Annotated in this window: 20 protein-coding genes and 1 tRNA gene; 7 read left to right on the forward strand and 14 right to left on the reverse strand. The window is 40.8% G+C overall.

Annotation, left to right across the window (positions count from 1 at the left end; translation table 11 throughout):
- The first annotated feature begins 143 nt into the window (after positions 1 to 143).
- Positions 144 to 824: a peptide-methionine (S)-S-oxide reductase MsrA gene (msrA, locus tag ESA94_RS02495; protein ID WP_240670966.1), complete on the forward strand. Its 681-nt coding sequence runs from the start codon at positions 144 to 146 to the stop codon at positions 822 to 824.
- Between the two features lie 113 nt (positions 825 to 937).
- On the opposite strand, the gene ESA94_RS02500 is transcribed toward msrA, so the two are convergent.
- Positions 938 to 2587, reverse strand: a complete 1650-nt coding sequence (locus ESA94_RS02500) for an ABC transporter substrate-binding protein (RefSeq protein WP_240670967.1) — start codon at positions 2585 to 2587, stop codon at positions 938 to 940.
- 110 nt (positions 2588 to 2697) lie between these two features.
- Between ESA94_RS02500 and ESA94_RS02505 the strand changes: the two genes are divergently transcribed.
- Both ESA94_RS02505 and ESA94_RS02510 read left to right on the forward strand, forming a co-directional pair.
- A complete protein-coding gene (locus ESA94_RS02505; RefSeq protein WP_129129276.1) occupies positions 2698 to 4329 on the forward strand; it encodes a M1 family metallopeptidase in 1632 nt (543 codons plus the stop codon).
- 94 nt (positions 4330 to 4423) lie between these two features.
- On the forward strand, positions 4424 to 5935 hold the full coding sequence (locus ESA94_RS02510; protein WP_129129277.1) for a lipopolysaccharide biosynthesis protein: 1512 nt from the start codon (positions 4424 to 4426) through the stop codon (positions 5933 to 5935).
- Positions 5936 to 5997: 62 nt separating this feature from the next.
- Here the strand turns inward: ESA94_RS02510 and hisA are convergent, their stop codons facing one another.
- Together hisA and hisH are read right to left on the reverse strand one after the other, a co-directional pair.
- Positions 5998 to 6711, reverse strand: a complete 714-nt coding sequence (hisA, locus tag ESA94_RS02515; protein WP_129129278.1) for a 1-(5-phosphoribosyl)-5-[(5-phosphoribosylamino)methylideneamino]imidazole-4-carboxamide isomerase — start codon at positions 6709 to 6711, stop codon at positions 5998 to 6000.
- A 41-nt stretch (positions 6712 to 6752) separates the two neighbouring features.
- Positions 6753 to 7412, reverse strand: a complete 660-nt coding sequence (gene hisH / locus ESA94_RS02520) for an imidazole glycerol phosphate synthase subunit HisH (RefSeq protein ID WP_129129279.1) — start codon at positions 7410 to 7412, stop codon at positions 6753 to 6755.
- A 40-nt stretch (positions 7413 to 7452) separates the two neighbouring features.
- On the opposite strand from hisH, the gene ESA94_RS02525 reads away from it, so the two are divergent.
- Positions 7453 to 7525: transfer RNA gene (locus ESA94_RS02525), tRNA-Gly, on the forward strand.
- A gap of 77 nt (positions 7526 to 7602) precedes the next feature.
- Here ESA94_RS02525 and trpA read toward each other — a convergent pair.
- From trpA to ESA94_RS02575, 10 genes are all read right to left on the reverse strand, one after another.
- Positions 7603 to 8370: a tryptophan synthase subunit alpha gene (trpA, locus tag ESA94_RS02530; protein WP_129129280.1), complete on the reverse strand. Its 768-nt coding sequence runs from the start codon at positions 8368 to 8370 to the stop codon at positions 7603 to 7605.
- A 65-nt stretch (positions 8371 to 8435) separates the two neighbouring features.
- On the reverse strand, positions 8436 to 9623 hold the full coding sequence (gene trpB, locus ESA94_RS02535; protein WP_394342822.1) for a tryptophan synthase subunit beta: 1188 nt from the start codon (positions 9621 to 9623) through the stop codon (positions 8436 to 8438).
- Positions 9624 to 9737: 114 nt separating this feature from the next.
- Positions 9738 to 10691: a sialidase family protein gene (locus ESA94_RS02540; RefSeq protein ID WP_129129281.1), complete on the reverse strand. Its 954-nt coding sequence runs from the start codon at positions 10689 to 10691 to the stop codon at positions 9738 to 9740.
- Positions 10692 to 10870: 179 nt separating this feature from the next.
- Entirely contained in the window at positions 10871 to 11818 is a 948-nt protein-coding gene (locus ESA94_RS02545; protein WP_129129282.1) for a hypothetical protein, read from the reverse strand.
- Positions 11819 to 12043: 225 nt separating this feature from the next.
- Complete coding sequence (locus ESA94_RS02550) at positions 12044 to 12679, reverse strand: phosphoribosylanthranilate isomerase (protein WP_129129283.1); 636 nt, start codon at positions 12677 to 12679, stop codon at positions 12044 to 12046.
- A gap of 186 nt (positions 12680 to 12865) precedes the next feature.
- Entirely contained in the window at positions 12866 to 13492 is a 627-nt protein-coding gene (locus ESA94_RS02555; protein ID WP_240670969.1) for a phosphoribosylanthranilate isomerase, read from the reverse strand.
- Complete coding sequence (gene trpC / locus ESA94_RS02560; protein WP_129129284.1) at positions 13489 to 14277, reverse strand: indole-3-glycerol phosphate synthase TrpC; 789 nt, start codon at positions 14275 to 14277, stop codon at positions 13489 to 13491. Before trpC ends, ESA94_RS02555 begins: the two co-directional genes overlap by 4 nt.
- 97 nt (positions 14278 to 14374) lie before the next feature.
- On the reverse strand, positions 14375 to 15370 hold the full coding sequence (trpD, locus tag ESA94_RS02565; protein WP_129129285.1) for an anthranilate phosphoribosyltransferase: 996 nt from the start codon (positions 15368 to 15370) through the stop codon (positions 14375 to 14377).
- A 31-nt stretch (positions 15371 to 15401) separates the two neighbouring features.
- Positions 15402 to 16067 carry an anthranilate synthase component II gene (locus ESA94_RS02570; RefSeq protein WP_240670970.1) on the reverse strand — a complete coding sequence of 222 codons (666 nt, stop codon included), beginning with the start codon at positions 16065 to 16067 and terminating at the stop codon, positions 15402 to 15404.
- Positions 16048 to 17463, reverse strand: a complete 1416-nt coding sequence (locus tag ESA94_RS02575; protein ID WP_129129286.1) for an anthranilate synthase component I family protein — start codon at positions 17461 to 17463, stop codon at positions 16048 to 16050. The genes ESA94_RS02570 and ESA94_RS02575 overlap by 20 nt, the downstream gene beginning before the upstream one ends.
- Before the next feature lie 307 nt (positions 17464 to 17770).
- Between ESA94_RS02575 and ESA94_RS02580 the strand changes: the two genes are divergently transcribed.
- Positions 17771 to 18220, forward strand: coding sequence for a DUF2147 domain-containing protein (locus ESA94_RS02580; protein WP_129129287.1), 450 nt, complete (start codon positions 17771 to 17773; stop codon positions 18218 to 18220).
- Between the two features lie 43 nt (positions 18221 to 18263).
- Here the strand turns inward: ESA94_RS02580 and ESA94_RS02585 are convergent, their stop codons facing one another.
- Positions 18264 to 19628 carry an exonuclease domain-containing protein gene (locus tag ESA94_RS02585; RefSeq protein WP_129129288.1) on the reverse strand — a complete coding sequence of 455 codons (1365 nt, stop codon included), beginning with the start codon at positions 19626 to 19628 and terminating at the stop codon, positions 18264 to 18266.
- A 475-nt stretch (positions 19629 to 20103) separates the two neighbouring features.
- On the opposite strand from ESA94_RS02585, the gene ESA94_RS02590 reads away from it, so the two are divergent.
- Both ESA94_RS02590 and ESA94_RS02595 read left to right on the forward strand, forming a co-directional pair.
- A complete protein-coding gene (locus ESA94_RS02590) occupies positions 20104 to 22785 on the forward strand; it encodes a valine--tRNA ligase (RefSeq protein WP_129129289.1) in 2682 nt (893 codons plus the stop codon).
- Positions 22786 to 22803: 18 nt separating this feature from the next.
- Positions 22804 to 23271 (forward strand): hypothetical protein, encoded by a 468-nt coding sequence (locus tag ESA94_RS02595; protein WP_129129290.1) that lies wholly within the window; start codon positions 22804 to 22806, stop codon positions 23269 to 23271.
- Positions 23272 to 23320 lie beyond the last annotated feature (49 nt).

The raw sequence follows: 23320 nt of genomic DNA on the forward strand, positions 1-23320 counted from the left end.
GTCGTAATACTTCTACAAAAGCGATCCGATTCGTTAAAGCAAGTATAAAATCTGTAAATTGTCGCACAGCGTACAAACTGCTGCAATCTTTCGGCACAATTTTGAACGTAAATTGCATGTTGCGAAAAACAACAAAAAACGATATGTGGAGTAAATTTCTTTTGAGCATATTAGTAACAGCGGGATCGTTTCAGTTTTTTTCCTGTGTTACCAGCGAACCGAATAATAAAACTATGAGCGATACTATTTCTACCGCTGCTTTTACCGGCGGTAAATCAGGCGAAGAAACAGATACAGCCACCTTTGGCGCAGGTTGTTTCTGGTGTGTGGAAGCTATTTTTCAACAGGTGGAAGGCGTATTAAAAGTGAGTAGTGGTTATTGTGGCGGCCACGTAAAAAATCCTACTTACGAAGAAGTGTGCAGCAAAACAACAGGCCATGCAGAAGTTGCACAGATCGTTTTCGATCCGAAAAAAATAAGTTATGATGAGTTGCTTGAAATTTTCTGGCAAACACACGATCCTACTACTTTAAACAGGCAGGGTAATGATGAAGGCCCCCAGTACCGCAGTGCAGTATTTTATCATAATGCAGAACAAAAACAAAAAGCAGAACATTATAAAGCAGAATTGGATAAAAGTGGCGCCTTCAGTAAACCGATTGTAACAACAATTGAGCAGTATAAAAATTACAGCGAGGCAGAAAACTATCACCAGAATTATTACAATCTCAACAAAAACACAAATCCTTATTGCTACTACGTAATTAAGCCCAAACTGGATAAGTTTGAAAAAGTGTTTGCAAATAAAAAGAGGAAGAATTAAGGGTTTATCGTTTCTGGTTTTTCGTTATTATTCTTGAAACTCAAATGTTCCCTTTTTTGTTACAGTACAATCGGGTGTAATTAAACCATGAACAAAAAACTAAAAACCAGAAACTACTTCAACTTCACCCTCCGCAGCTCCAGCCAATTCAACGCATTGGGCCGAAAGCCTTTTACATTCGGTTGTACCAAGTGAATCACCATATCGTACCACAAAGGCACAACAGGTGCATCCTGTACAATTAATTTATCCATTTGCTGATAAAGCTGATAACGTAACGAATCGTTTGGTTCTTTTGTCGATTGCTCATACAACACATCAAACAACGGATTTTTATAGCGTGTATAATTCGGCGGTGCCGGGTTCTTACCATAAAACACACTCAGGTAGTTTTCTGCATCAGGATAATCGGCTATCCAGCTGCCACGAAAAAACAAAGCTTCGCTTTTACTTGTTTGTGTAAGCAGTAAACTTTTTTGTACGGCTTCTACTTTTACATTCAACCCAATATCCTGCAACTGCCGGGCAATATAACTTCCAAGATCGGCATAGATAGGAATGGTGAGCAACTTTATTTCAGGCACATCTTTTCCGTTTCCAAAACCTGCCTGCTGCAACAATGCTTTTGCTTTTTGCGGATTGTAGGTATAACCATGCACAGCAGCAGTATCAAAACTTGGTAAGCCCATTGGTATAAATCCGCTTTCTGCTGCGGTACCAATGGAGTTACGTAAGTACAGCATCATCTTTCGGCGGTCGAATCCATAATTAATTGCCTGCCGTATTGCTTTTAATTTCAAAGGTGAATTCTTCACCAATGGATTCGTTGAATCGACCAATATACCAATGTATTCGATATTGAGATAAGGATGTTTGTTCAACACAATTTTTCCTTTCCAGCTATCACGCAACTCTCCTTTCTTGCTCAACACTTCATCTTTAAACGATGCATCAATATCATTAATAAAATGCAGGTTGCCTTGCCGGAACTCCATAAACTCACTCGCCTTACTGTCGAGAAAACTCACTTTCACGCCATCAACATAAGGCAAACGTTTACCTGTACTGTCGGTTTCAAAATAATTCGGGTTGCGTTCAAGCACAAGCGCCTGCCCTTCTTCCCATGCTTTAAAACGAAAAGGACCGCTGCCACATGGATTGCGTCGAAAATCAACGCCATATTTTTCTACTACTTCTTTCGGTACAACAGAGCAATACACATTACTCAGCACACCCAATATCTGCACAAATGGTTTTTGTAAGTTGATGCGAAAAGTTGTATCGTTCAATGCTTCAAAACCTTTTACGGAATCGATGCGGTTGTTAAAGATCCATGCACCGGGGCTTGCTGTATTTTTATCCATCAACCGTTGAAAACTGTACACAACATCCGCTGCAACAAGTTTTCGTCCCCGTCCATTTGCAAAAGCTGCATTGTCATGAAAGAACACATCGTTACGTAAATGGAATGTAATCTGCAAACGGTTTGCACTGATATCCCAACTCTTTGCAACCGATGGAACAACATGCAGCTGATCATCTGTTTCAACCAATGTGCTGTAAAGCTGATGTGTTACCCAAATAACCGATTGGCTTTTTGCAAATGCAGGATCGAGAGAACTGACACCGCTAACTTCGTTATACTTGAAAAAATTCGCATCGTTCTCCCTGCGTTTACCGCAGGATATAAACAGCAGTACAACACTTAAACAGCCCATTAGTGTATGCAGAAAGTTGATTTGTATATTTTCCGTTCTGTACATAAATATTTCCTGCTAAATTTAGCCTCAAATATTTCCCGGTGAAAAAAAATCATTTGCTTCTGTCCCTCTTAACCTGTTTTACAGTTTTTTCAACAGCCAATGCCCAGTTAATGCAAAACGAAACATCGTTTACACGACAGGATACCTTGCGTGGCAGCATAACCCCTGGTCGTGTTTGGTGGGATGTAGTGAAGTACGATCTGGATGTAACACCCAACTTCGATAAGTTTACATTAACCGGCACAACAGTTATAACGTTTCGTTTGGTAAAAAAGCCAGGCAAACAAATGCAGATCGATCTGCAGGACCCAATGATCATCGACAGTGCAATTCTTAACGGTACAAAAATGAATTTCCGCAGAGATGGCCATGCATGGTTTATTGATATAGCAAAAGGTCGTCTTCCGAAATCTGCAACATCAGCAACAGGTGTGCATCAGTTACGCATCGTTTATCATGGCGTACCGAAGCCTGCCCTGCGTGCACCATGGGATGGCGGTGTTGTGTGGAAAAAAGACAAGAATGGCAACCCATGGATCAACGTTGCCTGCCAGGGTTTAGGGGCAAGTGTTTGGTGGCCTTGTAAAGATCACCAAAGTGATGAGCCGGATAATGGCGTAACCATCAGCGTTACTACTCCCGATACATTAATGAATGTTTCGAACGGACGTTTACAAAATGTAAGTAATGACGGTAAAGGTCATAAAACATGGACATGGGCTGTTACGCAACCCATCAACCTGTATAACGTAACGATGAACGTGGGCAAGTATGTACATTTCAGCGATACGTTGCAAGGCGAAAAAGGAAAACTCGATCTTGATTATTATGTACTCGATTACAATCTTGATAAAGCAAAAAAACAATTTGAACAGGTAAAACCAATGCTGCGTGCGTTTGAATATTGGTTTGGTCCTTATCCATTTTATGAAGATGGTTACAAGCTTGTAGAAAGTCATCACCTTGGAATGGAACACCAAAGTGCTGTTGCTTATGGCAATGAATATATGAATGGTTATAAAGGAAACGATTTAAGCGGCTCAGGCTGGGGAAAAAAATTCGACTTCATCATCATTCATGAAAGCGGACATGAGTGGTATGGCAACAACATCAGCAGTAAAGACATTGCTGATATGTGGGTGCATGAAGGTTTTACCAATTACAGCGAAACCTTGTACACCGACTATCTTTATGGTGAAGAGGCAGGCAATGCCTATCTGCAGGGCATTCGCAGAAACATCCGTAACGACCGCCCCATAATTGGCAAATACAATTTGAATAATGAAGGAAGTGGTGACATGTATCCAAAAGCGGCAAACATGCTGCACATGGTTCGGCAGATCATTGGCGACAAAAGCACCTTCCGTTTGTTGCTGCGTGATATGAATGAAAAGTATTACCACAAAACAGTTACTTCTGCTGAGATAGAAGATTTCATTTCGAAACGTACAGGTTATAATCTTTCAAAAATGTTCGATCAATACCTGCGTACAACGCAGGTGCCAACACTGGAATATTATTTAAGTACAGAAAATGCTTCGCAGATTTTGTATTACCGCTGGAGTAATTGTGTAAAAGGTTTTAATATGCCTGTTCGTTTACCCGGTAACAGCAACGGTAAATATGGTTTATTGCTGGCTACTGAAAACTGGCAACAGGTACGCACCAATTTCAAAGAGGGCGAAGACATCGGTAATCTGATGGATAAGAATTTTTATGTAAACTATAAGAAGGTAAAATAGTTGAAAGGCGTAAGGTATAGGGTTAAAGGAAAGCCTTATACCTTTGACCTTCTTCCATAAAACTTTTCACCTTTAACCATCTACCTTAAACTAAATGGGACAAATCAGGAAACAAGCCATCCTATCCAGTATCGTCATTTACATTGGCTTCTTTGTTGGCTTTATTAATACCTGGTTTTTCATCCGCAGTGGCGAACATGCGTTTACTCCGGAACAATACGGTTTAACCCGTTTATTTTTTGATATTGGTCAGTTGATGTATGCAGTATCGGCATTTGGTGTGGTTGCTGTTGTATACAAATTCTTTCCGTATTACAAAGACAATCTGCAGAAGAAAGAAAACGACCTGTACAGCTGGTTGTTATTGATTCCGATGCTGGGTTTTATCTTAGTCATTGCAGGCGGACTTTTATTTGAACCACTGATCGTTCGAAAGTTCAGTTACCGCTCTCCTATTTTCGTTACATATTACCACTGGACGTTTCTATTTGGCTTTGGCACATTGTTGTTTTCGATACTCGAAAGTTTTGCGTGGACTTATCAAAAAACCATTTACTCCAACTTTTTACGGGAAACAGGTTTGCGTTTGCTTACTCTGTTACTGGTGATGCTCTTCTTTTTTAATCTGGTTGAATTTGATGGCTTCATCAAGTTGTTCTCGTTGATGTTTATTGTGATTGCTCTTTTCCTTTTGTTTTACCTGAAACGTGGAGGCGATTTACATTTCACCTTTAAACAAAGCCGTGTTACCAAAAAGTTTAAATGGAAAATGGTTGCGCTATCGAGCTATGTATATGGCGGCTCACTTATCATGATTCTTTCGCAGGTGGCAGACAGCATTATCATTTCCAGTGTAAGTGAAAACGGCATTAAAGACACCGGCGTATACAATCTTTCGTCGTACATCGCCAATCTTATACAGGTGCCGCAACGCAGCATTGTAGCTGTTACTATTGCAGCTTTATCTATTGCCTGGAAGAATAAAAATTTAAAAGAAATTGAACGGCTGTATAAACGCACATCCATCAATCTGTTACTGCTTGGCTTGTTTATATTTCTTGGTGTGTGGCTGAATGTGGAAGATGCATTCGATCTGTTGAAAATACAAGGCGATTACAAAGCCGGGCTGATGGTGGTATTTGTATTGGGCATTACCAAACTCATCGATGCGGGTACAGGTGTAAATGGTCAGATCATTGCAACATCTGTTCATTGGCGCTTTGAATTTTTCACCGGTGTAATATTGATTCTTCTCATACTTCCGTTAAACTATTTGTTGATCAAAGAGTACGGCATAGTAGGCAGTGCGTATGCTAACCTCATTTCCTTTGTTATTTACAATGCTATACGTTATGTGTTCCTGTTGCGGAAATATAACCTGCAACCGTTCAGCAGCAAAACCATTCTTGCGCTTGTAACAGGAGCTGCAGCCTATTTCATCAGTTACTATTTGTTTAACAGCATGAACGGATGGACAGGTGTTTTTCTGCGTAGCAGTTTATTCAGCATCATCTTTGTTGCAGCCGTGTTTGCATTAAAACTTACACCCGATGCATTGCAGTTGGTGGAGGTGGTGAAGAAACGATTTGGGAAGAAAGGTGAATAGTCAATTGTGAATGGTGAATAATCAACACGCTTCATACATCCTAAATTCTATATCTTACATCTTTAGAATTTCTTCAAATCATTCAACGTCACCCTTCCTTCGTAAATAGCTTTGCCAACAATTACACCCGTGCAACCGATATTCGCCAGTTCATCTAAATCGCTCATAGAACTTACACCGCCGCTGGCAATAAAATGAAGTTGAGGGAATTTCTGCAGAATATTTTTATAGAGTTCGGTTGAGGGACCTTCAAGGCGACCATCTTTACTTACATCCGTACAGAAGATCTGCTGCACACCATGATTGATGTATTTCTCAATAAAATCGTAGATCCAGATATCAGTTGTTTCCAACCAGCCACCTACAGCTATCTTTTCATTCTTTACATCAGCACCCAATAAAAACTTAGCAGCACCAAACTGTTGCAACCATGAAACAAATGTTGTTTCATCTTTCACAGCAATACTGCCCACTGTTGCCAATGCAGCACCGGAGTTGAACACAATGTTTACATCTTCTGCTTTTTTAATACCGCCACCGAAATCAATCACCAGCGATGTTTTTGCTGCAATTGTTTCCAGCACTTTCCAGTTTTTAACAGCACCTGCTTTTGCGCCATCCAGATCAACGAGATGCAAACGCTGTAAGCCGGCATCTTCAAATTCCTTTGCAACTTCTAAAGGGTGTTCGTTGTAAATTTTCTTTTGAGAATAATCACCCTCTGTTAATCTCACACATTTTCCATCTATAATATCGATGGCTGGAATTATTTGCATTATCAATAATCAATTAAAAAATTATCAATTCGAAAATCACTCTACAACTCCAAAAAATTAGCTAATATCTGCTCTCCCACCTTTGCACTTTTCTCTGTATGAAACTGCACACCGTAGAAATTATCTTTCTGCACAGCGCCTGCATACTCCAATCCATATTTGGTAGTGGCAATACAATACGGGTTCATTTCAGCACAATAGCTGTGAACATAATACACATAACTATGTTCCGGTACATTACTGAACAGATCGGTTTTTAAATTGTAAATATCATTCCATCCTACCTGCGGAACTTTTATCGGAATATCCGGACTGATCTCTTCACTGCGAAACAATTTCACTTTCGCCGGAATAATACCCAAACATTCCGTATCACTTTCTTCTGAATGATCGAACAACAACTGCATCCCCACACAAATACCCAGCACCGGTTGCTTTAATTCTTTGATCACTGCATCCAGTCCCTTTTCTTTCAAACTATCCATAGCACTGCGAGCAGCGCCCACACCGGGAAAGATCACCTTATCCGCTTTCTGCAGTTCTTCAAAATCATCCGTCACTTTTGCATCCACACCCAATCGTTCCAATGCAAACAGCACCGATTGAATGTTTCCTGCGTTGTATTTTACAATTGCCACAGAGCCCCCTCCGCCCCCTGAAGGGGGAACTGAAAAGACCCCGCTGTTTTCTACTGTACTCATTTTTTAAAATTCAATTTCATGTTTAACTTTAAACATACTAGCGGAAGTAGCTCATTTGGTAGAGCATCAGCTTCCCAAGCTGAGGGTGGCGGGTTCGAGCCCCGTCTTCCGCTCATTGTCTGAACCATGATTATTAAGATTTAAAGGATGAAGAAGATGATAAAATCATTTAATCCACCCAAATCCTGGTTCAGACAATTGCCTTCAGAAATTCTTTTGTTGTTTTCGCCACATCACTTGTTCCTTCCAATGCCTTGATATAGGCTGTACCGATGATTGCGCCATTTGCATTTGCACAGGCTGTATCAAAAGTTTGTTTGTCTTTAATGCCAAAACCAACCAGCACCGGATTTTTCAACTGCATGGCTTTTAGTTTTTGCAGATAAGCATTTACATCGGTCATGTTTTTATCACTACCTGTTGTAGACGATGATGATACTGCATATAAAAAACCTGTACTCAAACTGTCGAGTCTTTTAATACGTTCTTCACTTGTTTCAGGTGTAACTAAGAAAACAAAATCAAGTCCATGCTTTTTGATGATAGCGCCATACTCCGTTTCAAATTCGTATTCAGGAAGATCAGGTAAGATCAAACCATCCACGCCAACATCAGCAGCATCTTTACAAAATTGTTCAAAGCCATACTGCAACACAGGATTCATATAGCCCATTAAGATCACCGGCACATTTATCGTCTGTCTGAAATCTTTCAATTGTGCAAACAAGGTTTTAATGGTCATGCCATTTGCCAAGGCTATGGTACTGCTATGCTGTATCACCGGACCATCAGCCAGCGGATCACTATACGGCATACCTAACTCAATTAAGTTTGCACCGTTTACCTGCAAGGCAGACATTACTTCCAGTGTACTGTTCAACTGCGGATAACCGGCTGTGCAATACACATTCAATACACGATTGCTTTTTGTTTCGAATAATTCTTGTATCCTGCTCATATTATTTACCACGGAGACACAGAGGCTCGGAGCTACTCTGTGTCTCCGTACCTCTGTGGTTAATTTTAAATATGTTTCATATACGTCGCCAGATCCTTATCTCCTCTTCCGCTCAAACAAAGAATCACCTGGTCGTTTTCTTTAAACTTCAGTTGATGCAATGCAGCCAACGCATGCGCACTTTCCAAGGCCGGAATAATTCCTTCCAGCTTACACAATTCAAACACTGCTTTCAATGCTTCTTCATCTGTTGCACTTAAAAACAAACCACGACCACTATCAAATAAATTTGCATGCAGCGGACCAATACCGGGATAATCCAAACCTGCCGATATACTATGCGGCTCCACCACCTGTCCATCTTCTGTTTGCATCACCAAACTTTTACTGCCATGCAATACACCCGGCTTACCGAGTTGTGTTGTAGCAGCACTCATGCCACTATGCACACCTTCACCAGCAGCCTCCACAGCCACCAACTGCACACTCAACTCATCAAGGAAATGATAGAACGCACCGGCTGCATTACTTCCCCCACCCACACATGCCACCACATGCGATGGTAATTCAGCGCCCGTGTGTTCTTTCAACTGCCAACGCATTTCTTCGCTGATCACGCTCTGAAATTTCGCCACCATATCAGGATATGGATGCGGCCCCACTACACTGCCGATGATGTAATGCGTATCGTTGGGGTTATTGATCCAGTCACGGATCGCTTCATTCGTTGCATCCTTCAATGTCTTACTGCCGCTAGTTGCAGGCACAACCGTTGCACCCAGCATTTTCATACGGGCCACATTCGGTGCCTGCCGTTCAATATCTTTTTCGCCCATGTACACAATGCACTCCACACCTTTCAATGCACACACCGTTGCCGTTGCCACTCCATGCTGACCTGCACCTGTTTCTGCAATGATGCGTTTCTTACCCAAACGTTCAGCCAACAGAATTTGTCCGATCGTGTTATTGATCTTATGTGCACCGGTATGACAAAGATCTTCTCTCTTCAACCAGATGTTGGTGTTATGCAGTTTGCTCAAACGTTTTGCTAAATACAAAGGCGTTGGCCTGCCCACATAATCTTTCAGCAAACCACGAAACTCCTGCTGAAACGATGCATCGCTCATAATATCGAGGTAACGGCTCTGCAGCTCCTCCACATTGCGATGCAGCATCTCCGGGATGTATGCCCCGCCAAACTTTCCGTAATAACCTTGTTGCGAAGGTTTTTGATATGTTGTTTCCATCATTTTATTTTTTATCCTCCGAAGCTTTAGCGAAGGAGGGTTATGTAGCCACCGCTTGTGCTACTATTTATCTTCTGTTGCGTCGCACACTTGTACGTTTTGTAATTCTATTCATCTTTAAAGAATCTGCTTCGATTTATCACTTCCGGGTTCAAGCAAAAACATTCCTTTTGTAGTTCCAATCCAAAGTCGATTGTATTTGTCAATAAAACAAACATCGGCGTCGCCTCCTTTAACCCCATCGATTATTTTTAATTGTCCCTGTGAGTTAATCATGGACAAAACTGTAAAATCCTGCCTACCATCATTACCTTCACCCAATACAAAAAGAGTATTTCCAACAATTGAGAACGAAGAAAACCATTTGTATCCTTCAACTTTGGTGATAGAATTAAGCTTTTGTTCTTTTAAATCAAATTGAAAAACCTGACTATCTTTTCCATCTAACAAATAAACAATACTGTTGTTAAGTAAAACAGCCAATTCTAAATCCTCAATTGGACTTTTGCTTCGTATCAACTTTTTTGCTTTTGTATCAAACACCCATAAACTATCCCCGAGTCCACTAATTTTTAAATATGAATCTCTGTAAGATGATAAGATAGAAAGCCTGCCGAAATCATTAAAACTTGTTCGTTTCTTCCAACTTAAACTAGTTTCAACGTTGGTTACTTTATGCTCCCATATATCACTTTGTGCATCTACAATCCAAAACCGTCCTCCTATTTCAATGAAATCCATTGCAAAAAACAAGTCTGTGTTAAGCTCAATTTGTTTCCATGTTTTACCAATATCATCAGAGTAAAACAATCTGGAATAACTTCTTTCATGTATTCCAATCCAGCTATCAATACCCCAAATACGCTTACCATCTAACCCTAATTTCTTCATTAATTGACGTTCCGTTGTTATCCACGTTTTTCCTCCATCATGCGACACGATGATTGACATATCGTAAGTTGATGCTACAATAGTGTCTTTGCCAATAACAACTAAATCAAGGATAGATGACGATTGCGATTTTGCTGAATTAGCAAACAGACTTAATAAAATAATTATTACGATTCGCATTTATCTTAATCTCATTTTATTTATCTAATCAACTCTCAACTAGCGCAAGTCTCTGACTTGTGCTTATTCGCTACTTATCTTTTAAAATTTAGTAACACATGGCATCAGGTCAGAGACCTGCGCCAGAAAACATCGGTTGTGCAAATAGCATCAGTTTTCCCCCGGCATATTTTTCAGCTTCAATATTTCCCCTCATCTTTTTTAGTTATCTGCTCAATCAACACCCAATCCGAATCCTTACTCAATCTGCTCAGCGTTTTATAAATAACTGCCAAACCAAAATTTCCCCAATGGCCATAATCATCAATCTTTTTTACTGTCCCTTTATAACTAATTACCAGGTGAGAGGTTCCAACATCATGTACATTTTCCATTTCATAGCGACCTTTTAACTCCCATAGATTTACGGCACAGATTAGATTATTAAGGCTATCAAAAATCTCTTTCTTCAACTGACACTGATAAATCTTCCTGTTCCCCATATCAAAATCTTCCCTTCTAATAACTCCATTAGCAAAAAGGGTAAAATAACTATACTTGTAGGAAGATGCCAACCAGTTTGATGTTGTATAATATTCCAACTGGTCAAATCCTATATTGCAAGTATTGTTCTTATTAATAAACTCTCCCTGGAAATAAAAAAGCGTATCAAACCCCAAAACCTCCTTCCTGAAATCAATCCATTGCCTTGCAACTACAAAACTCTTGCTTTTTCTATCCATTCCAATAATTCGCCCAAGCAAATACTCGTACCGATGCCAAAGATCTTTCAGATCGTATTTTCCTTTCTCATTCGACACAAATGCTTGTATAAAAAATCCATCAAAATACATTTGACTCGGCACCCGAAATGCATAACTCACTATTAAATCCTTCTTGCCATCCTCATTAAAATCATCAACCAGTTTATGCACAGTCTGTAGAGAATCAAAAACAGTTACAGCTTCAAGCTGCTTTCTTTCTTTTAATTCATCAATCGAAACAAGATGTACATTCTGAAAATTTCTTCCTGTTTGCTCACATACAAATGCTTTCACTAGTGAATCATTCATCAACTCCTCAACTTTTAACTGAGCCATTACATGATTAGCAACAAATAAAACGATCAAACAAATAGTCTTTTTCATAATAGTTGTTTAGCATAGTTGATGCACAAGTACTTTTACTTACACAAACTCTATAAGCCATCATGCTGAGGCACGAAGCATCCCTAAACATTCATACCTTATATATTCACTCATCCCTCCATCATTCAAACAGTCTCTACTCTCAGAGATGTCTCCTTCGTCGACATGACGAATCGCCAACATCTTCTTACATCCGAAATCATACATCATAAATCCAACATCCTGCTATCCCCTCACCTCTTCCACAAACTTCTTCACCAGCTTCATATCTTTTACACCCGCACTCAGTTCAAACTTACTGTTCATATCCAATGCAAACAGGTTTTTCGCTACCGGTTCGTTGGCGAATTCTTTTACTGCTGCTGCATCGGTTGGTTCTATTCCGCCGCTTAAGAAAAACGGTTTACCAATATCCAGTCCCTTCAGCATATTCCAGTCAAACTTTTTACCAGTGCCACCATAACCTGCACCCATCGTATCGAACATATACATATCGCAGGCATCAAAATAATCTTTGATCTTCCAGGCGATGTTATCATCCTCGGCAATTCGAAATGCCTTGATGGTTTGTATATACTCACTCACCTGTTCACAAAATCTCGGCGTTTCATCGCCATGCAACTGCACAAGATCAAGACCAAAATTTTCTACATGATTCATGATCTCATCATACGAAGCATTTACAAACACACCCACCTTGTACACTTTCAGCTTGGCCCTTTTCACCTGCTCACCCGTAAGCGTGCGCAACACAAACCTCGGCGATTTATGATAGAAGATCATACCGGCAAACTCAACACCCAGATCGCCCAGTTGTTGCAGTTGCTCCAGTTCGGTCATGCCGCAGACTTTTATGCGCATAAGCTTTGCTTAAAAGGTTTTGTCAGCAAACGCAATCGTTATCTGTTTTCGTCATTCGAGGAACGAAGCAATCTACTTTTTCAACTGAGATTGCTTCGCCATATAAAACGCTCAAAATCCAACCACCTCTCATGGCTCGGCTTCGTATTATACTTCATTCTCCACTATCCATTAACCAATTATCAATTATTTCAACCCCACTTTAAACTGTAACACTTTCGCCATATCCTTTGTACCCGGTTCTGTTTCAAATTTACTGTTGATATCCACGCCATAAAAATCAGGGTGCTTAAACTTCTTGATCTGCGCAATATCATCCACACCAATTCCACCGCTTAAGAAGAATGGTTTTTCAATTTTGCTTTTGGCGATTATGCTCCAATCGAATTGTTTACCGGTGCCACCTTTCAACTCACCTGCTTTTGTATCGAACAAATAATAATCACAAGCTTCATCGTACGGTGCAACCAATGCATCAATATCTTTTACTGATTCATCAATGTGAAATACTTTGATCACTTCCACATCTTCATTCAGATCGCTGCAAAACTCAGGTGTTTCTTCACCATGCAACTGCACCACATCCAAACCATAATCTTCAATTGCATCGAGTATATCGCTGTACGATGGATTGACAAACACACCTACTTTCTTCAGATCAAAATCTGCATTCTTAATTGCTTTCTTATCCAGCTTACCTTCTACATAACGTGGAGAATCGGGCACAAAAATAAATCCTGCGAAATCGATATCTAATCCGTCTAACTGTTGTACTTGTTTTGCTGTGGTGATGCCACATACTTTTATGTTCATGCTTTTTCTTTTAGTTGTTGTACGAATGCTGCAAATGCTTTTCCCGGGTTTTCTGCTTTCATAAAATTTTCGCCGATCAAAAATCCTCTGAATCCATTTGCTTTGAACAGTTGAATATTCTCCACCGAACTGATACCGCTTTCTGCCACTTTTATTTTTGTATCAGGGATCTGCTTGGCCATGCGCAGACTCCGTTCAATATCCACTTCAAATGTTTTGAGGTTGCGGTTGTTGATGCCTACAATCTCTGTTTCATCGCAGATATGCTGCAACTCTTCTTCATCATGCAGCTCAAGCAATACTTCCAGCGAAAGTTTTTTTGCATAAGCCGCCAAACGTTTTACTTCATCTGTTGTTAAACATGCTGCGATGAGCAAAATTACATCAGCTCCCATTGCCTTTGCTTCTTCGATCTGGTATTCATCTACAATAAAATCTTTGCGGAGAATAGGAATGCTGTTTACTCTTGCTTTGATGAGATCATTCGTGCTGCCGCCAAAGAATTGTTCGTCCGTCAATACACTTAAACAGGAAGCTCCGTTGTTTGTATAAGCAGATGTTACTTCCGCCACGTCAGCCGTTCCGTTGATCACTCCTTTTGATGGCGACTGTCGTTTGAATTCCGCAATGATGCCGGTCTTTGTATCATCGAGTAAAAACTGTTTCAACGAAAGTGTTGCACGGGCATACAAGGGCTGTTGCTGTAATTCAGCAATGCTTGTTTTAGCTTTGCGTTCTGCTACTTCAATTCGTTTTTGTGCAATGATCTTATCTAAAATATTCATGTCTTATCTCTTCGTGAATCTTTGTGATTTCTTCGTGTGCTTCGTGGTTCAATTTTTACCACAAAGAGCACAAAGCTTTACACTAAGGACACAAGGTTTAGTTATTCAATTCTATCAATTTCTTTAAACAGTTATTTGCTTTACCACTCTCCAGGCTTTCCACTGCTGCTGCAAATGCATCATCATAAGTTGTATAAGCACCGGTGCAGTACAAACCCATTGCTGCATTCGCCATCACCACTGCATTTTGCGCCCATGTCCCTTCGCCGCTTAATATCTTCGTAAATATCTTTGCAGCTTCTTCAACCGTGTTACCGCCATGTATATCGCTTTGCTGCACCATTCGCTTGCCGAGTTGTTCAGGCGTCATTACAAACTCTCCTTTGTTGGTGATCACTTTGGTATCGTTGGTCAATGAAATTTCATCGTAACCATCCAAACTGTGAATGATGGTGAACGCACCGCCTGTTTGCTGCAACAGATAATTGTACACCCGTGCCATCTCCAAATTATACACACCCACCAGTTGATACGCAGGTTTCGCCGGGTTAACCATTGGACCGAGCATATTGAAGAAGGTACGCATGCCGAGATTCTTACGAATAGGCCCAACAGTTTTTAATGCAGGATGAAACATCGGCGCATGCATGAAACAGATGTTTGCCTCTTCCACTTCACGTTTTAATTGATCGACATCGTTTTTGAACTTATAACCCAACTGCTCCATTACATTACTTGCACCGCTGATGGTAGATGCCCCGTAGTTACCATGCTTGGCAACTTTTTGTCCGGCACCCGCCACAATAAAACAAGCAAGCGTTGAAATGTTGAAGGTGTTTTTTCCATCGCCACCTGTTCCCACAATATCCAACACTGCATGACCATTCAAATCAACCGGCACACACAATTCCAGCAATGCATCACGGAAACCCTGCAGCTCTTCAATGGTAATGCTGCGCATTAAATACACCGTCATGAAAGCAGTGATCTCATGTTCGTTGTACATGGCTTTACCAATGTTGAGCAACGCTTCTTTTGCCTGCGCTCTCGACAAACTTTTATGTTCAAACAGTAACTGAAGTATTTTTTTCATTTTCAAATTTTCAAATTCACTCATTATCAAATTACGCCTTCAACCAGTTGCGAAGAATGTCTTCACCTCGTGGTGTCAACACACTCTCCGGGTGAAACTGCACGCCCTGAACATCATACGTTTTATGTTGTAACGCCATGATCATTCCTGTTTCATCTTCGGCAGTAATTTCCAATTCTGCAGGAAAGCCTTCTTTGTTCACCACCCAACTATGATAACGACCCACCTCAATTGTATCCGGCAATCCATTTAACACGCCATTGGGTTTTGGATTCTTTGGATTTTGGATATTGATAGGTGTAGCTACCCCATGAAATACAGTTGACAGATTCGTCAACGTTCCGCCAAATGCTTCACCAATTGCCTGGTGACCCAAACACACACCAAGTATAGATTTTGTTGCTGCATATTCTTTGATCAACGGCAACAGCAAACCTGCTTCTTCGGGAATACCGGGACCAGGCGACAAAATAATTTTATCATAAGCTTTTACATTTTCCAAGGGAATCTGATCGTTCCGGTACACATCCACTTTTTCATGAATGATCTTCTCTACAAGATGAACAAGATTGTAGGTAAACGAATCGTAATTATCGAAGACTAATATTTTCATTTTTATTTGGTTCATGGTTGATGGTTCATTGTTCATGGTCTTTTTTACTATGAACCATGGACTATCAACTAATTTCTTCAGCAAACTCAATTGCTTTTTTCAATGCTCCCAGTTTATTATTTACTTCCTGCAATTCACTTTCAGGTTTACTTGCAGCTACAACTCCAGCACCGGCTTGATAAAACAATGTATTCTGTTTACTCAGGAAGGTGCGGATCATGATGGCATGATTACAGCTTCCATCAAACCCCATAAAGCCTATTGCGCCACCATAATAACTGCGGGCTGTTGTTTCATATGCATCGATCAACTGCATGGCTTTGATCTTTGGCGCACCGCTTAATGTACCTGCAGGAAATGTTTTCGCCAATAATTCAAACGGATTGGAAGCAGGACGAACTTTTGCAATCACTTCACTCACCAAATGAATCACATGACTGTAGTACTGCACTTGTCTGTAATGCGCCACACGCACATCATCACAAACACGACTCAGATCGTTACGGGCAAGATCAACCAACATGACATGCTCAGCATTTTCTTTTGCATCTTCCAGCAGACGGGCTGCTTCACGCTGATCAATTTCATCATCGCCTGTGCGCTTGAAGGTACCGGCAATTGGATGCACCACTGCTTTACCATTATTGATGATGATCTGCGATTCAGGTGATGAACCCATCAGCTTATAATCGCCATAATCAAAGAAGAATAAATAAGGAGAAGGATTGATGCTGCGTAAGGCACGGTACACATTAAACTCATCACCGGCGAACGATTGTTGAAATCTTCTGCTCAACACGATCTGGAACACATCACCACGCATGCAGCTGGCAATACCTTTCTTCACCATCTCAATGTATGCTTCGTTAGTAATGTTCGATGTTTCTTCACCTTTTACTTCAAACGGGTAAACGGGAACATCTTTACTCCGGATCAAACTCTCCACAACTGCCAGCTCACTTTCAATACCTTTCATTCTGTTCTCACAAATGAACAACTCATCTTTATGATGATTGATAGCAATGACATATTGATACAGGCGATAACGCATCAACGGAATAGCCGATGCCTGCACTTTTGCATCACTCAACTTCACCGCATCAAAAAACTGCACCGCATCGTATGTAGTATAACCATACAAACCATGTGCAAAACGGGCTTCCTTGCAATCACCTGTCGCTTCAAAGTGGTTCATAAAATCGAACAACTGCTGCGGCACTTCCGATGGTTGCTTAATAGCAATCCGTTCCGGCTTTTGTCCGGGCAGTTTAAATTCTATGCTGGCATTGGAGCTGATCTCCATACCTGCAATGGCATTGATACCAATGAACGACCAACTGTTTTCTGCTGCATGATGATCAGTACTCTCCAGCAACACGGTATCTCTGAACCGGTCACGCAGGCGCAGGTAAATGCCCACCGGTGTGTACACATCGGCCAGCATTTTCTTACAAGTCGTTTCTATGTTAATTTTTTTCATGATCCGTTTAGTTCAATTATTTTTCTTAACCCACCCCTAACCCCTCCAGGGAGGGGAATAAAAAAGCCCCGATAAAATCGGGGCTTCTGAAATATGATACAATAATCATAGCAACAGCATTACAGCCCCTTTAGAGTTGTATGCCACCACCACTGAGTATTTGTAATTGTTTTGTTCATTGCTGTGCAAATATGTTGAAGGATGATGGAACTGCAAAATTTTTTTTACAGGATCGGAATTAAAATTTTCTTTACGAATGGTTGTTTATTTTTGAAACAGCATTTAAACCCTTTAAATAGTTTCCTACATGAAAAAGCTTGCATATATAAAGTTTACACTTTGCTGCACCATTTTATTCTTATCATTTACTTTAGTTCAAGATAACCCCGATGCCATTATCGGTTCATGGAAAAATGGCGAAGGAACAGGCATTATTCAGATCTATAAAAACGGAGATAAATACCAGGGAAAGATCATTTGGTTAAAAGAACCGAACGATCCTGAAACAGGCAAACCCAAGCTCGATAAAAACCACCCGGACGAAGTAAATCACAAGCGCCCGGTGATGGGTCTGGTTAATATGTGGGGTTTCAAGTATACTGATAAAAACGAATGGACAGGTGGCAAAATTTACGATCCGAAGAATGGCAAAACCTATTCCTGCAAAATGTCGCTGGATGGTGCTACTAAATTAAAAGTACGAGGCTATATCGGTGTATCGCTTATTGGCAGAACCGATACATGGACAAAACAATAAGATGTTGTAAGCTGCAAGCTTTCTGCTAACAACTTGCAACATATTATAACCATATCACTTTTTCCGGCTGATCCAACGCATATCGTTTAATGATGTTTCGTACAAAATCGTACTCGGGATATTCCTGCAGCTGTTTCCGTAATTCATCTTTCATACTTACATCAAAACCGGCAGGCACATAACCCATTCCATAAAAGCGACCGTCCTCCATCAAAATACAACTGTCCTGTCCGTTAAAATAAGAACGTTCACGAATGGCAAAGCTGGGCAGCTCTTTACGCAGCTGTGCAACCGCCTGTTCTACACGTTCATTGTAATCAGTTGGCAACTCCTCGCCTGTACAGGCGCCTTTGCATTGCGGATGTTCACAGGATCTATCTGTTGACCGATCGATAAAGCAAAGCTTATTACATAATTCAAACTCCTGTATCAGTCGTTTCAACTCCAGGGTTCCTTCATGTCTGCTGTAAAACTGGTAAACGGCAGGAACATTCTTATGCTTACGGTCTATGCCTAAACGATAATACCCTCTCCCATCTTCAAACAAATACAACCCATACTGTGCTTCATATCCTTTAACGGCCCGGTTGTACTTCGGCCACAGTCGCTTTATTTCAATTGTTTCAAGCACCGATGCCATTAACTCTGTACCACACTGCTGGTATGAAATACGATGAACATTTCGCTGAAATTCCTGCTTCTGTTTAGTTGGTTTGTTATTGGAAAAATGACTTGTTACACGCTTCTTCAGCTGTATCGCTTTCCCCACATACACTACTTTGTCTTTTGCATCGTGAAAATAATATACACCAGGTGTTAAAGGCAGCTGATCAATATCTTCTTTGTTCAGATGCAACGGCAAATACTGTTCTTTCGATTGTTTGCCGATCATTGTATGCAGATGATTGTTTACATCATTTTTACGCAACAATTCGAGTAACTGAACAGTAGCTTTTGCATCACCTGCTGCACGGTGACGATTGTATAAAGGAATTTCGAAATGCCGACAGAGGTTGCCTAAACTATACGATGCAAGCTTTGGAAATATTTTGCGGGTGTAACGTACCGTGCAAAGTTTTTTGCAGTTAAGATGATAACCCGATTGCTGTAACTGGTGACTTACAAAAGAATAATCGAAGTTTACATTGTGTGCAACAAATACTTTGCCCTGGAAAAGCTCAAACAAGCGGGGAGCTATTTCTTCGAACGATGGTGCCAGTTGCACCATATCGTCGGTAATACCGGTTAGCGATTGCACAAACCTGGGAATGGGTTGATGCGGATTTACGAGCGACTCAAAACTATCCACTATTTGCTGACCATCATAGATGTAAACAGCTATTTCGGTTATACCGTTTGCAGAAGCATAGCCACCTGTTGTTTCAATATCAGTTACAGCGTAAAGCATATTTATCGTAAAAACACGTATAGCAAAGTAAAAATAAATAGACGAGATTCTTTGTGGGGCACGAAATCTGAAGTAAATTCGTATTAGAATTAGAATAAGTATAAGATTCCCTCGTAAGGCCTCAACAGTATATTAGAATTCCGTATTTCCTGTGATCGTAATTTGTAACCTTTAAACTTAAAGTTATGGCATCAAATTCTTCACAAATGAGCGAATCAGTAAAAACTACAATCTTCGTTATTGTATTTTTTGCAGCAATTGCACTCGTTACATTATTAATGTTCGGTTAAGCAATTGCCTATGGTTCAAACTTTACGCTGAAGGCTGTTGAAAAACAGCAATGTACCTTATTCACTTTATTCAAAAGCTCCCTACAGGGAGCTTTTTTATTTACATGCCTCATTTTCAGCAGGATTTCCTTCCTGCGTCCACCCTTCATTCCTTAACTTTGCACACCAAAAAAAGTACATCCTTCATGGAACTCAGCAAGAATTTTGAGCATCAGGCATCCGAGCAAAAATGGTACAGCTACTGGAACGAGCGCAAATACTATAACAGTACTCCCGACGACCGTGAACCTTATACGGTTGTAATACCCCCGCCAAACGTAACGGGTGTGTTGCACATGGGGCATTGTCTCAACAATACCATTCAGGATGTGTTGGTGCGTCGTGCCCGTATGCAGGGGAAAAATGCCTGCTGGGTACCGGGTACCGATCATGCTTCTATTGCCACCGAAGCTAAAGTGGTACAGATGCTCCGTGAAAAAGGAATTCAGAAAGCATCACTCAGTCGTGATGAATTTTTGAAATATGCGTGGGAATGGAAAGAGAAGTACGGTGGTATTATTCTTCAGCAATTGAAAAAGCTGGGCTGTAGTCTGGATTGGGAACGCACCAGCTTCACCATGGATCCTGATTATTACCAATCGGTGATCAATGTGTTTGTTGACCTGTATAACAAAGGTTATCTCTATCGTGGTAAACGCATGATCAACTGGGATGTGAAAGCGAAAACAGCGTTGAGCGATGAGGAAGTGATCAGGAAAGAAACACAGCAGAAACTTTATCACTTAAAATACAGAATTGACCATGGTCAACAGACGACAGACGATGGCAATACAACTGTTGACAGTGGACAGTCGACCGAGGACTTCATTACTATTGCAACAGTTCGTCCGGAAACGATCATGGGCGATACCGCCATCTGTGTACATCCAAAAGACGAACGTTATGCTCACCTGCATGGCAAGTTTGCGTTTGTGCCATTGATCAACCGCCGCATCCCCATCATTACCGACGATTATGTGACGATGGATTTTGGAACAGGTGCATTGAAGGTTACACCTGCACATGATATGAACGATTACCAGTTGGGCCAAAAGCACAACCTGGAAGTAGTTGATATCTTCAATGAAGATGGAACGCTGAACGAAGAAGCACAGATATTGATCGGGGAAGATCGTTTTGAAGCAAGGAAAAAAATTATTCCAATGCTTGAAGCAGATGGTTACCTTATCAAAACAGAAGATTATACCAGTGAAGTTGGTTACAGCGAACGTACAGATGCAGTTGTAGAACCACGTTTGAGTTTGCAATGGTGGGTTGATATGAAAAAGATCTCCGGCCCGGCATTGGATGTGGTGATGAATGAAGACATTAAATTCTATCCGGCTAAATTCAAGAATCTCTATCGCCATTGGATGGAGAACATTAAGGACTGGTGCATCAGTCGCCAGTTATGGTGGGGACATCGTATTCCGGCCTGGTACGATGCGGAGGGCAATTATGTTGTTGCTGTTTCGCATGAAGAAGCATTAAAACAATACGAAACAAAGTTTGGCAAATCCATTACTCAACTTTCGCAGGACGAAGATTGTCTCGACACCTGGTTTTCTTCCTGGCTCTGGCCTTTTGAAGTGTTTAAAGGTTATAGCAATCCCGGTAATGCAGATGTACAGTATTACTACCCTACCAATACATTGGTAACCGCTCCAGAGATCATTTTCTTCTGGGTGGCCCGTATGATTATGGCGGGTATGGAATACCAAAAAGAAATCCCGTTCAAAGAAGTGTATTTCACCGGTATTGTGCGAGATAAGCAAGGACGTAAGATGAGTAAGAGCTTGGGCAACTCACCCGACTTACTTGAGCTGATTGATAAATATGGCGCTGATGCCTGTCGCTTTGGTATCCTCATCTCCTCTCCGGCAGGGAATGATCTGTTGTGGGATGAAGGCAGCAACGAACAAGGCCGCAACTTCAATAACAAATTGTGGAATGCCTTGAAGCTGGTGAAGATGTGGGAAGGAAGACAAACGACGACAGACAATGGACCACAGACCACAGTTGAAAACAACTTTGCAGTTGAATGGTTTGGCAACCGGTTGAATGAAGCGAAAACAGAGATCAATCAACTGTTCAAAGAATTCCGTTTGAGCGAAGCGTTGAAAACAATATACTCTCTCATTTGGGATGATTTCTGCAGCTGGTATCTTGAGTGGGTGAAGCCGGGTTTTGAACAACCGATTGATGCGGAAGTGTACGCAAAAACAGTTGCCTATTTCGAAGAGCTGATGCAATTGTTACATCCGTTCATGCCGTTCATTACAGAAGAGATCTATCATGCACTGAAAGAAAGAGCAGCAGGCGATGACATTATCATCAAACAATATGCAACTGCAGGAACTGCAAATGCAGAAGTATTGCAGCTGGCTGCACAGTTAAAAGAAGTGATCAGTTCATTGCGTGACGTTCGTGTAAAAAACCAGATCAAACCAAAAGAAGCCATCAAGCTTTCAATTGAAACAGCCAATGATGCATCCTATAAACGCATTGCATCTATCCTGCAAAAACAGGTAAATGCAGAAAGCATCGATTTTGTGAGTGCAGCAGTGGCAGGCACCATTTCAACCGTAGTACAAAAAGACAAGTTTTACATTGCAACCGAACAGGCCATTGATACATCTTCTCAAAAAGAACAATTGCTGAAAGATCTTGATTACCTCAAAGGTTTTCTCGTATCGGTTGAAAAGAAACTGGGCAACGAACGCTTTGTGCAAAATGCAAAGCCCGAAGTGGTGGATGTTGAACGGAAGAAAAAAGCCGATGCAGAAGCAAAGATCAAGGCAATAGAAGAAAGTCTTGCATCGTTATAACAAAAATCAATTTGATCCATGTTGCTGAAAAGACCATTCCGTTTGTTTTTTGCCTTGTTTGTTCTGCTCTTAAGCACACAAACAAAAGCCCAGGAAAAACCCAAGCCTACGTTAAAACCACCGGTGCTGCAAAGTTTCTGGGGTAAAACAAAAGGTGGCGACTTGCCTTTAGATCTGTTGTTGCCAACAATCGATTCGGCTATTTGGGTAATCGACGACAAAAAAGTGAAGTACCATATTTCCCGCTTTATTCTTGTATACAAAAGCAAGGATAAGTTTGAAGATGAGAAAACAGGCGAAATCAAAACCCGTTTCAATACTTCGGGTGCTAACGTAAGCAACTCTCCTTTTCTCCCTGCAAACTGGCAAAAAAACCTGTATGAAATCGTTAAGAAAGAAGACGAGATTCTTATCACCGATATTATTGTAAAAGATAAGTTCGGCTATTATTATACAGCTCCGGATATTAAGATCAAAGTAATGTAAAGAAGAAGCTGTAAGCTATTCGCCAAAAGGTTCTTACAATAAAAAATGC

It is taken from the genome of Lacibacter luteus (assembly GCF_004118265.1).
Lineage (GTDB): Bacteria > Bacteroidota > Bacteroidia > Chitinophagales > Chitinophagaceae > Lacibacter > Lacibacter luteus.

What these genes read in the sequence shown, in the direction of transcription:
- msrA (WP_240670966.1), top strand. Translation starts at nt 144, where the DNA reads ATGTGGAGTAAATTTCTTTTGAGCATATTAGTAACAGCGGGATCGTTT.
- ESA94_RS02500 (WP_240670967.1), bottom strand. Translation starts at nt 2,587, where the DNA reads ATGTACAGAACGGAAAATATACAAATCAACTTTCTGCATACACTAATG.
- ESA94_RS02505 (WP_129129276.1), top strand. Translation starts at nt 2,698, where the DNA reads ATGCAAAACGAAACATCGTTTACACGACAGGATACCTTGCGTGGCAGC.
- ESA94_RS02510 (WP_129129277.1), top strand. Translation starts at nt 4,424, where the DNA reads ATGGGACAAATCAGGAAACAAGCCATCCTATCCAGTATCGTCATTTAC.
- hisA (WP_129129278.1), bottom strand. Translation starts at nt 6,711, where the DNA reads ATGCAAATAATTCCAGCCATCGATATTATAGATGGAAAATGTGTGAGA.
- hisH (WP_129129279.1), bottom strand. Translation starts at nt 7,412, where the DNA reads ATGAGTACAGTAGAAAACAGCGGGGTCTTTTCAGTTCCCCCTTCAGGG.
- trpA (WP_129129280.1), bottom strand. Translation starts at nt 8,370, where the DNA reads ATGAGCAGGATACAAGAATTATTCGAAACAAAAAGCAATCGTGTATTG.
- trpB (WP_394342822.1), bottom strand. Translation starts at nt 9,623, where the DNA reads ATGATGGAAACAACATATCAAAAACCTTCGCAACAAGGTTATTACGGA.
- ESA94_RS02540 (WP_129129281.1), bottom strand. Translation starts at nt 10,691, where the DNA reads ATGCGAATCGTAATAATTATTTTATTAAGTCTGTTTGCTAATTCAGCA.
- ESA94_RS02545 (WP_129129282.1), bottom strand. Translation starts at nt 11,818, where the DNA reads ATGAAAAAGACTATTTGTTTGATCGTTTTATTTGTTGCTAATCATGTA.
- ESA94_RS02550 (WP_129129283.1), bottom strand. Translation starts at nt 12,679, where the DNA reads ATGCGCATAAAAGTCTGCGGCATGACCGAACTGGAGCAACTGCAACAA.
- ESA94_RS02555 (WP_240670969.1), bottom strand. Translation starts at nt 13,492, where the DNA reads ATGAACATAAAAGTATGTGGCATCACCACAGCAAAACAAGTACAACAG.
- trpC (WP_129129284.1), bottom strand. Translation starts at nt 14,277, where the DNA reads ATGAATATTTTAGATAAGATCATTGCACAAAAACGAATTGAAGTAGCA.
- trpD (WP_129129285.1), bottom strand. Translation starts at nt 15,370, where the DNA reads ATGAAAAAAATACTTCAGTTACTGTTTGAACATAAAAGTTTGTCGAGA.
- ESA94_RS02575 (WP_129129286.1), bottom strand. Translation starts at nt 17,463, where the DNA reads ATGAAAAAAATTAACATAGAAACGACTTGTAAGAAAATGCTGGCCGAT.
- ESA94_RS02580 (WP_129129287.1), top strand. Translation starts at nt 17,771, where the DNA reads ATGAAAAAGCTTGCATATATAAAGTTTACACTTTGCTGCACCATTTTA.
- ESA94_RS02585 (WP_129129288.1), bottom strand. Translation starts at nt 19,628, where the DNA reads ATGCTTTACGCTGTAACTGATATTGAAACAACAGGTGGCTATGCTTCT.
- ESA94_RS02590 (WP_129129289.1), top strand. Translation starts at nt 20,104, where the DNA reads ATGGAACTCAGCAAGAATTTTGAGCATCAGGCATCCGAGCAAAAATGG.
- ESA94_RS02595 (WP_129129290.1), top strand. Translation starts at nt 22,804, where the DNA reads ATGTTGCTGAAAAGACCATTCCGTTTGTTTTTTGCCTTGTTTGTTCTG.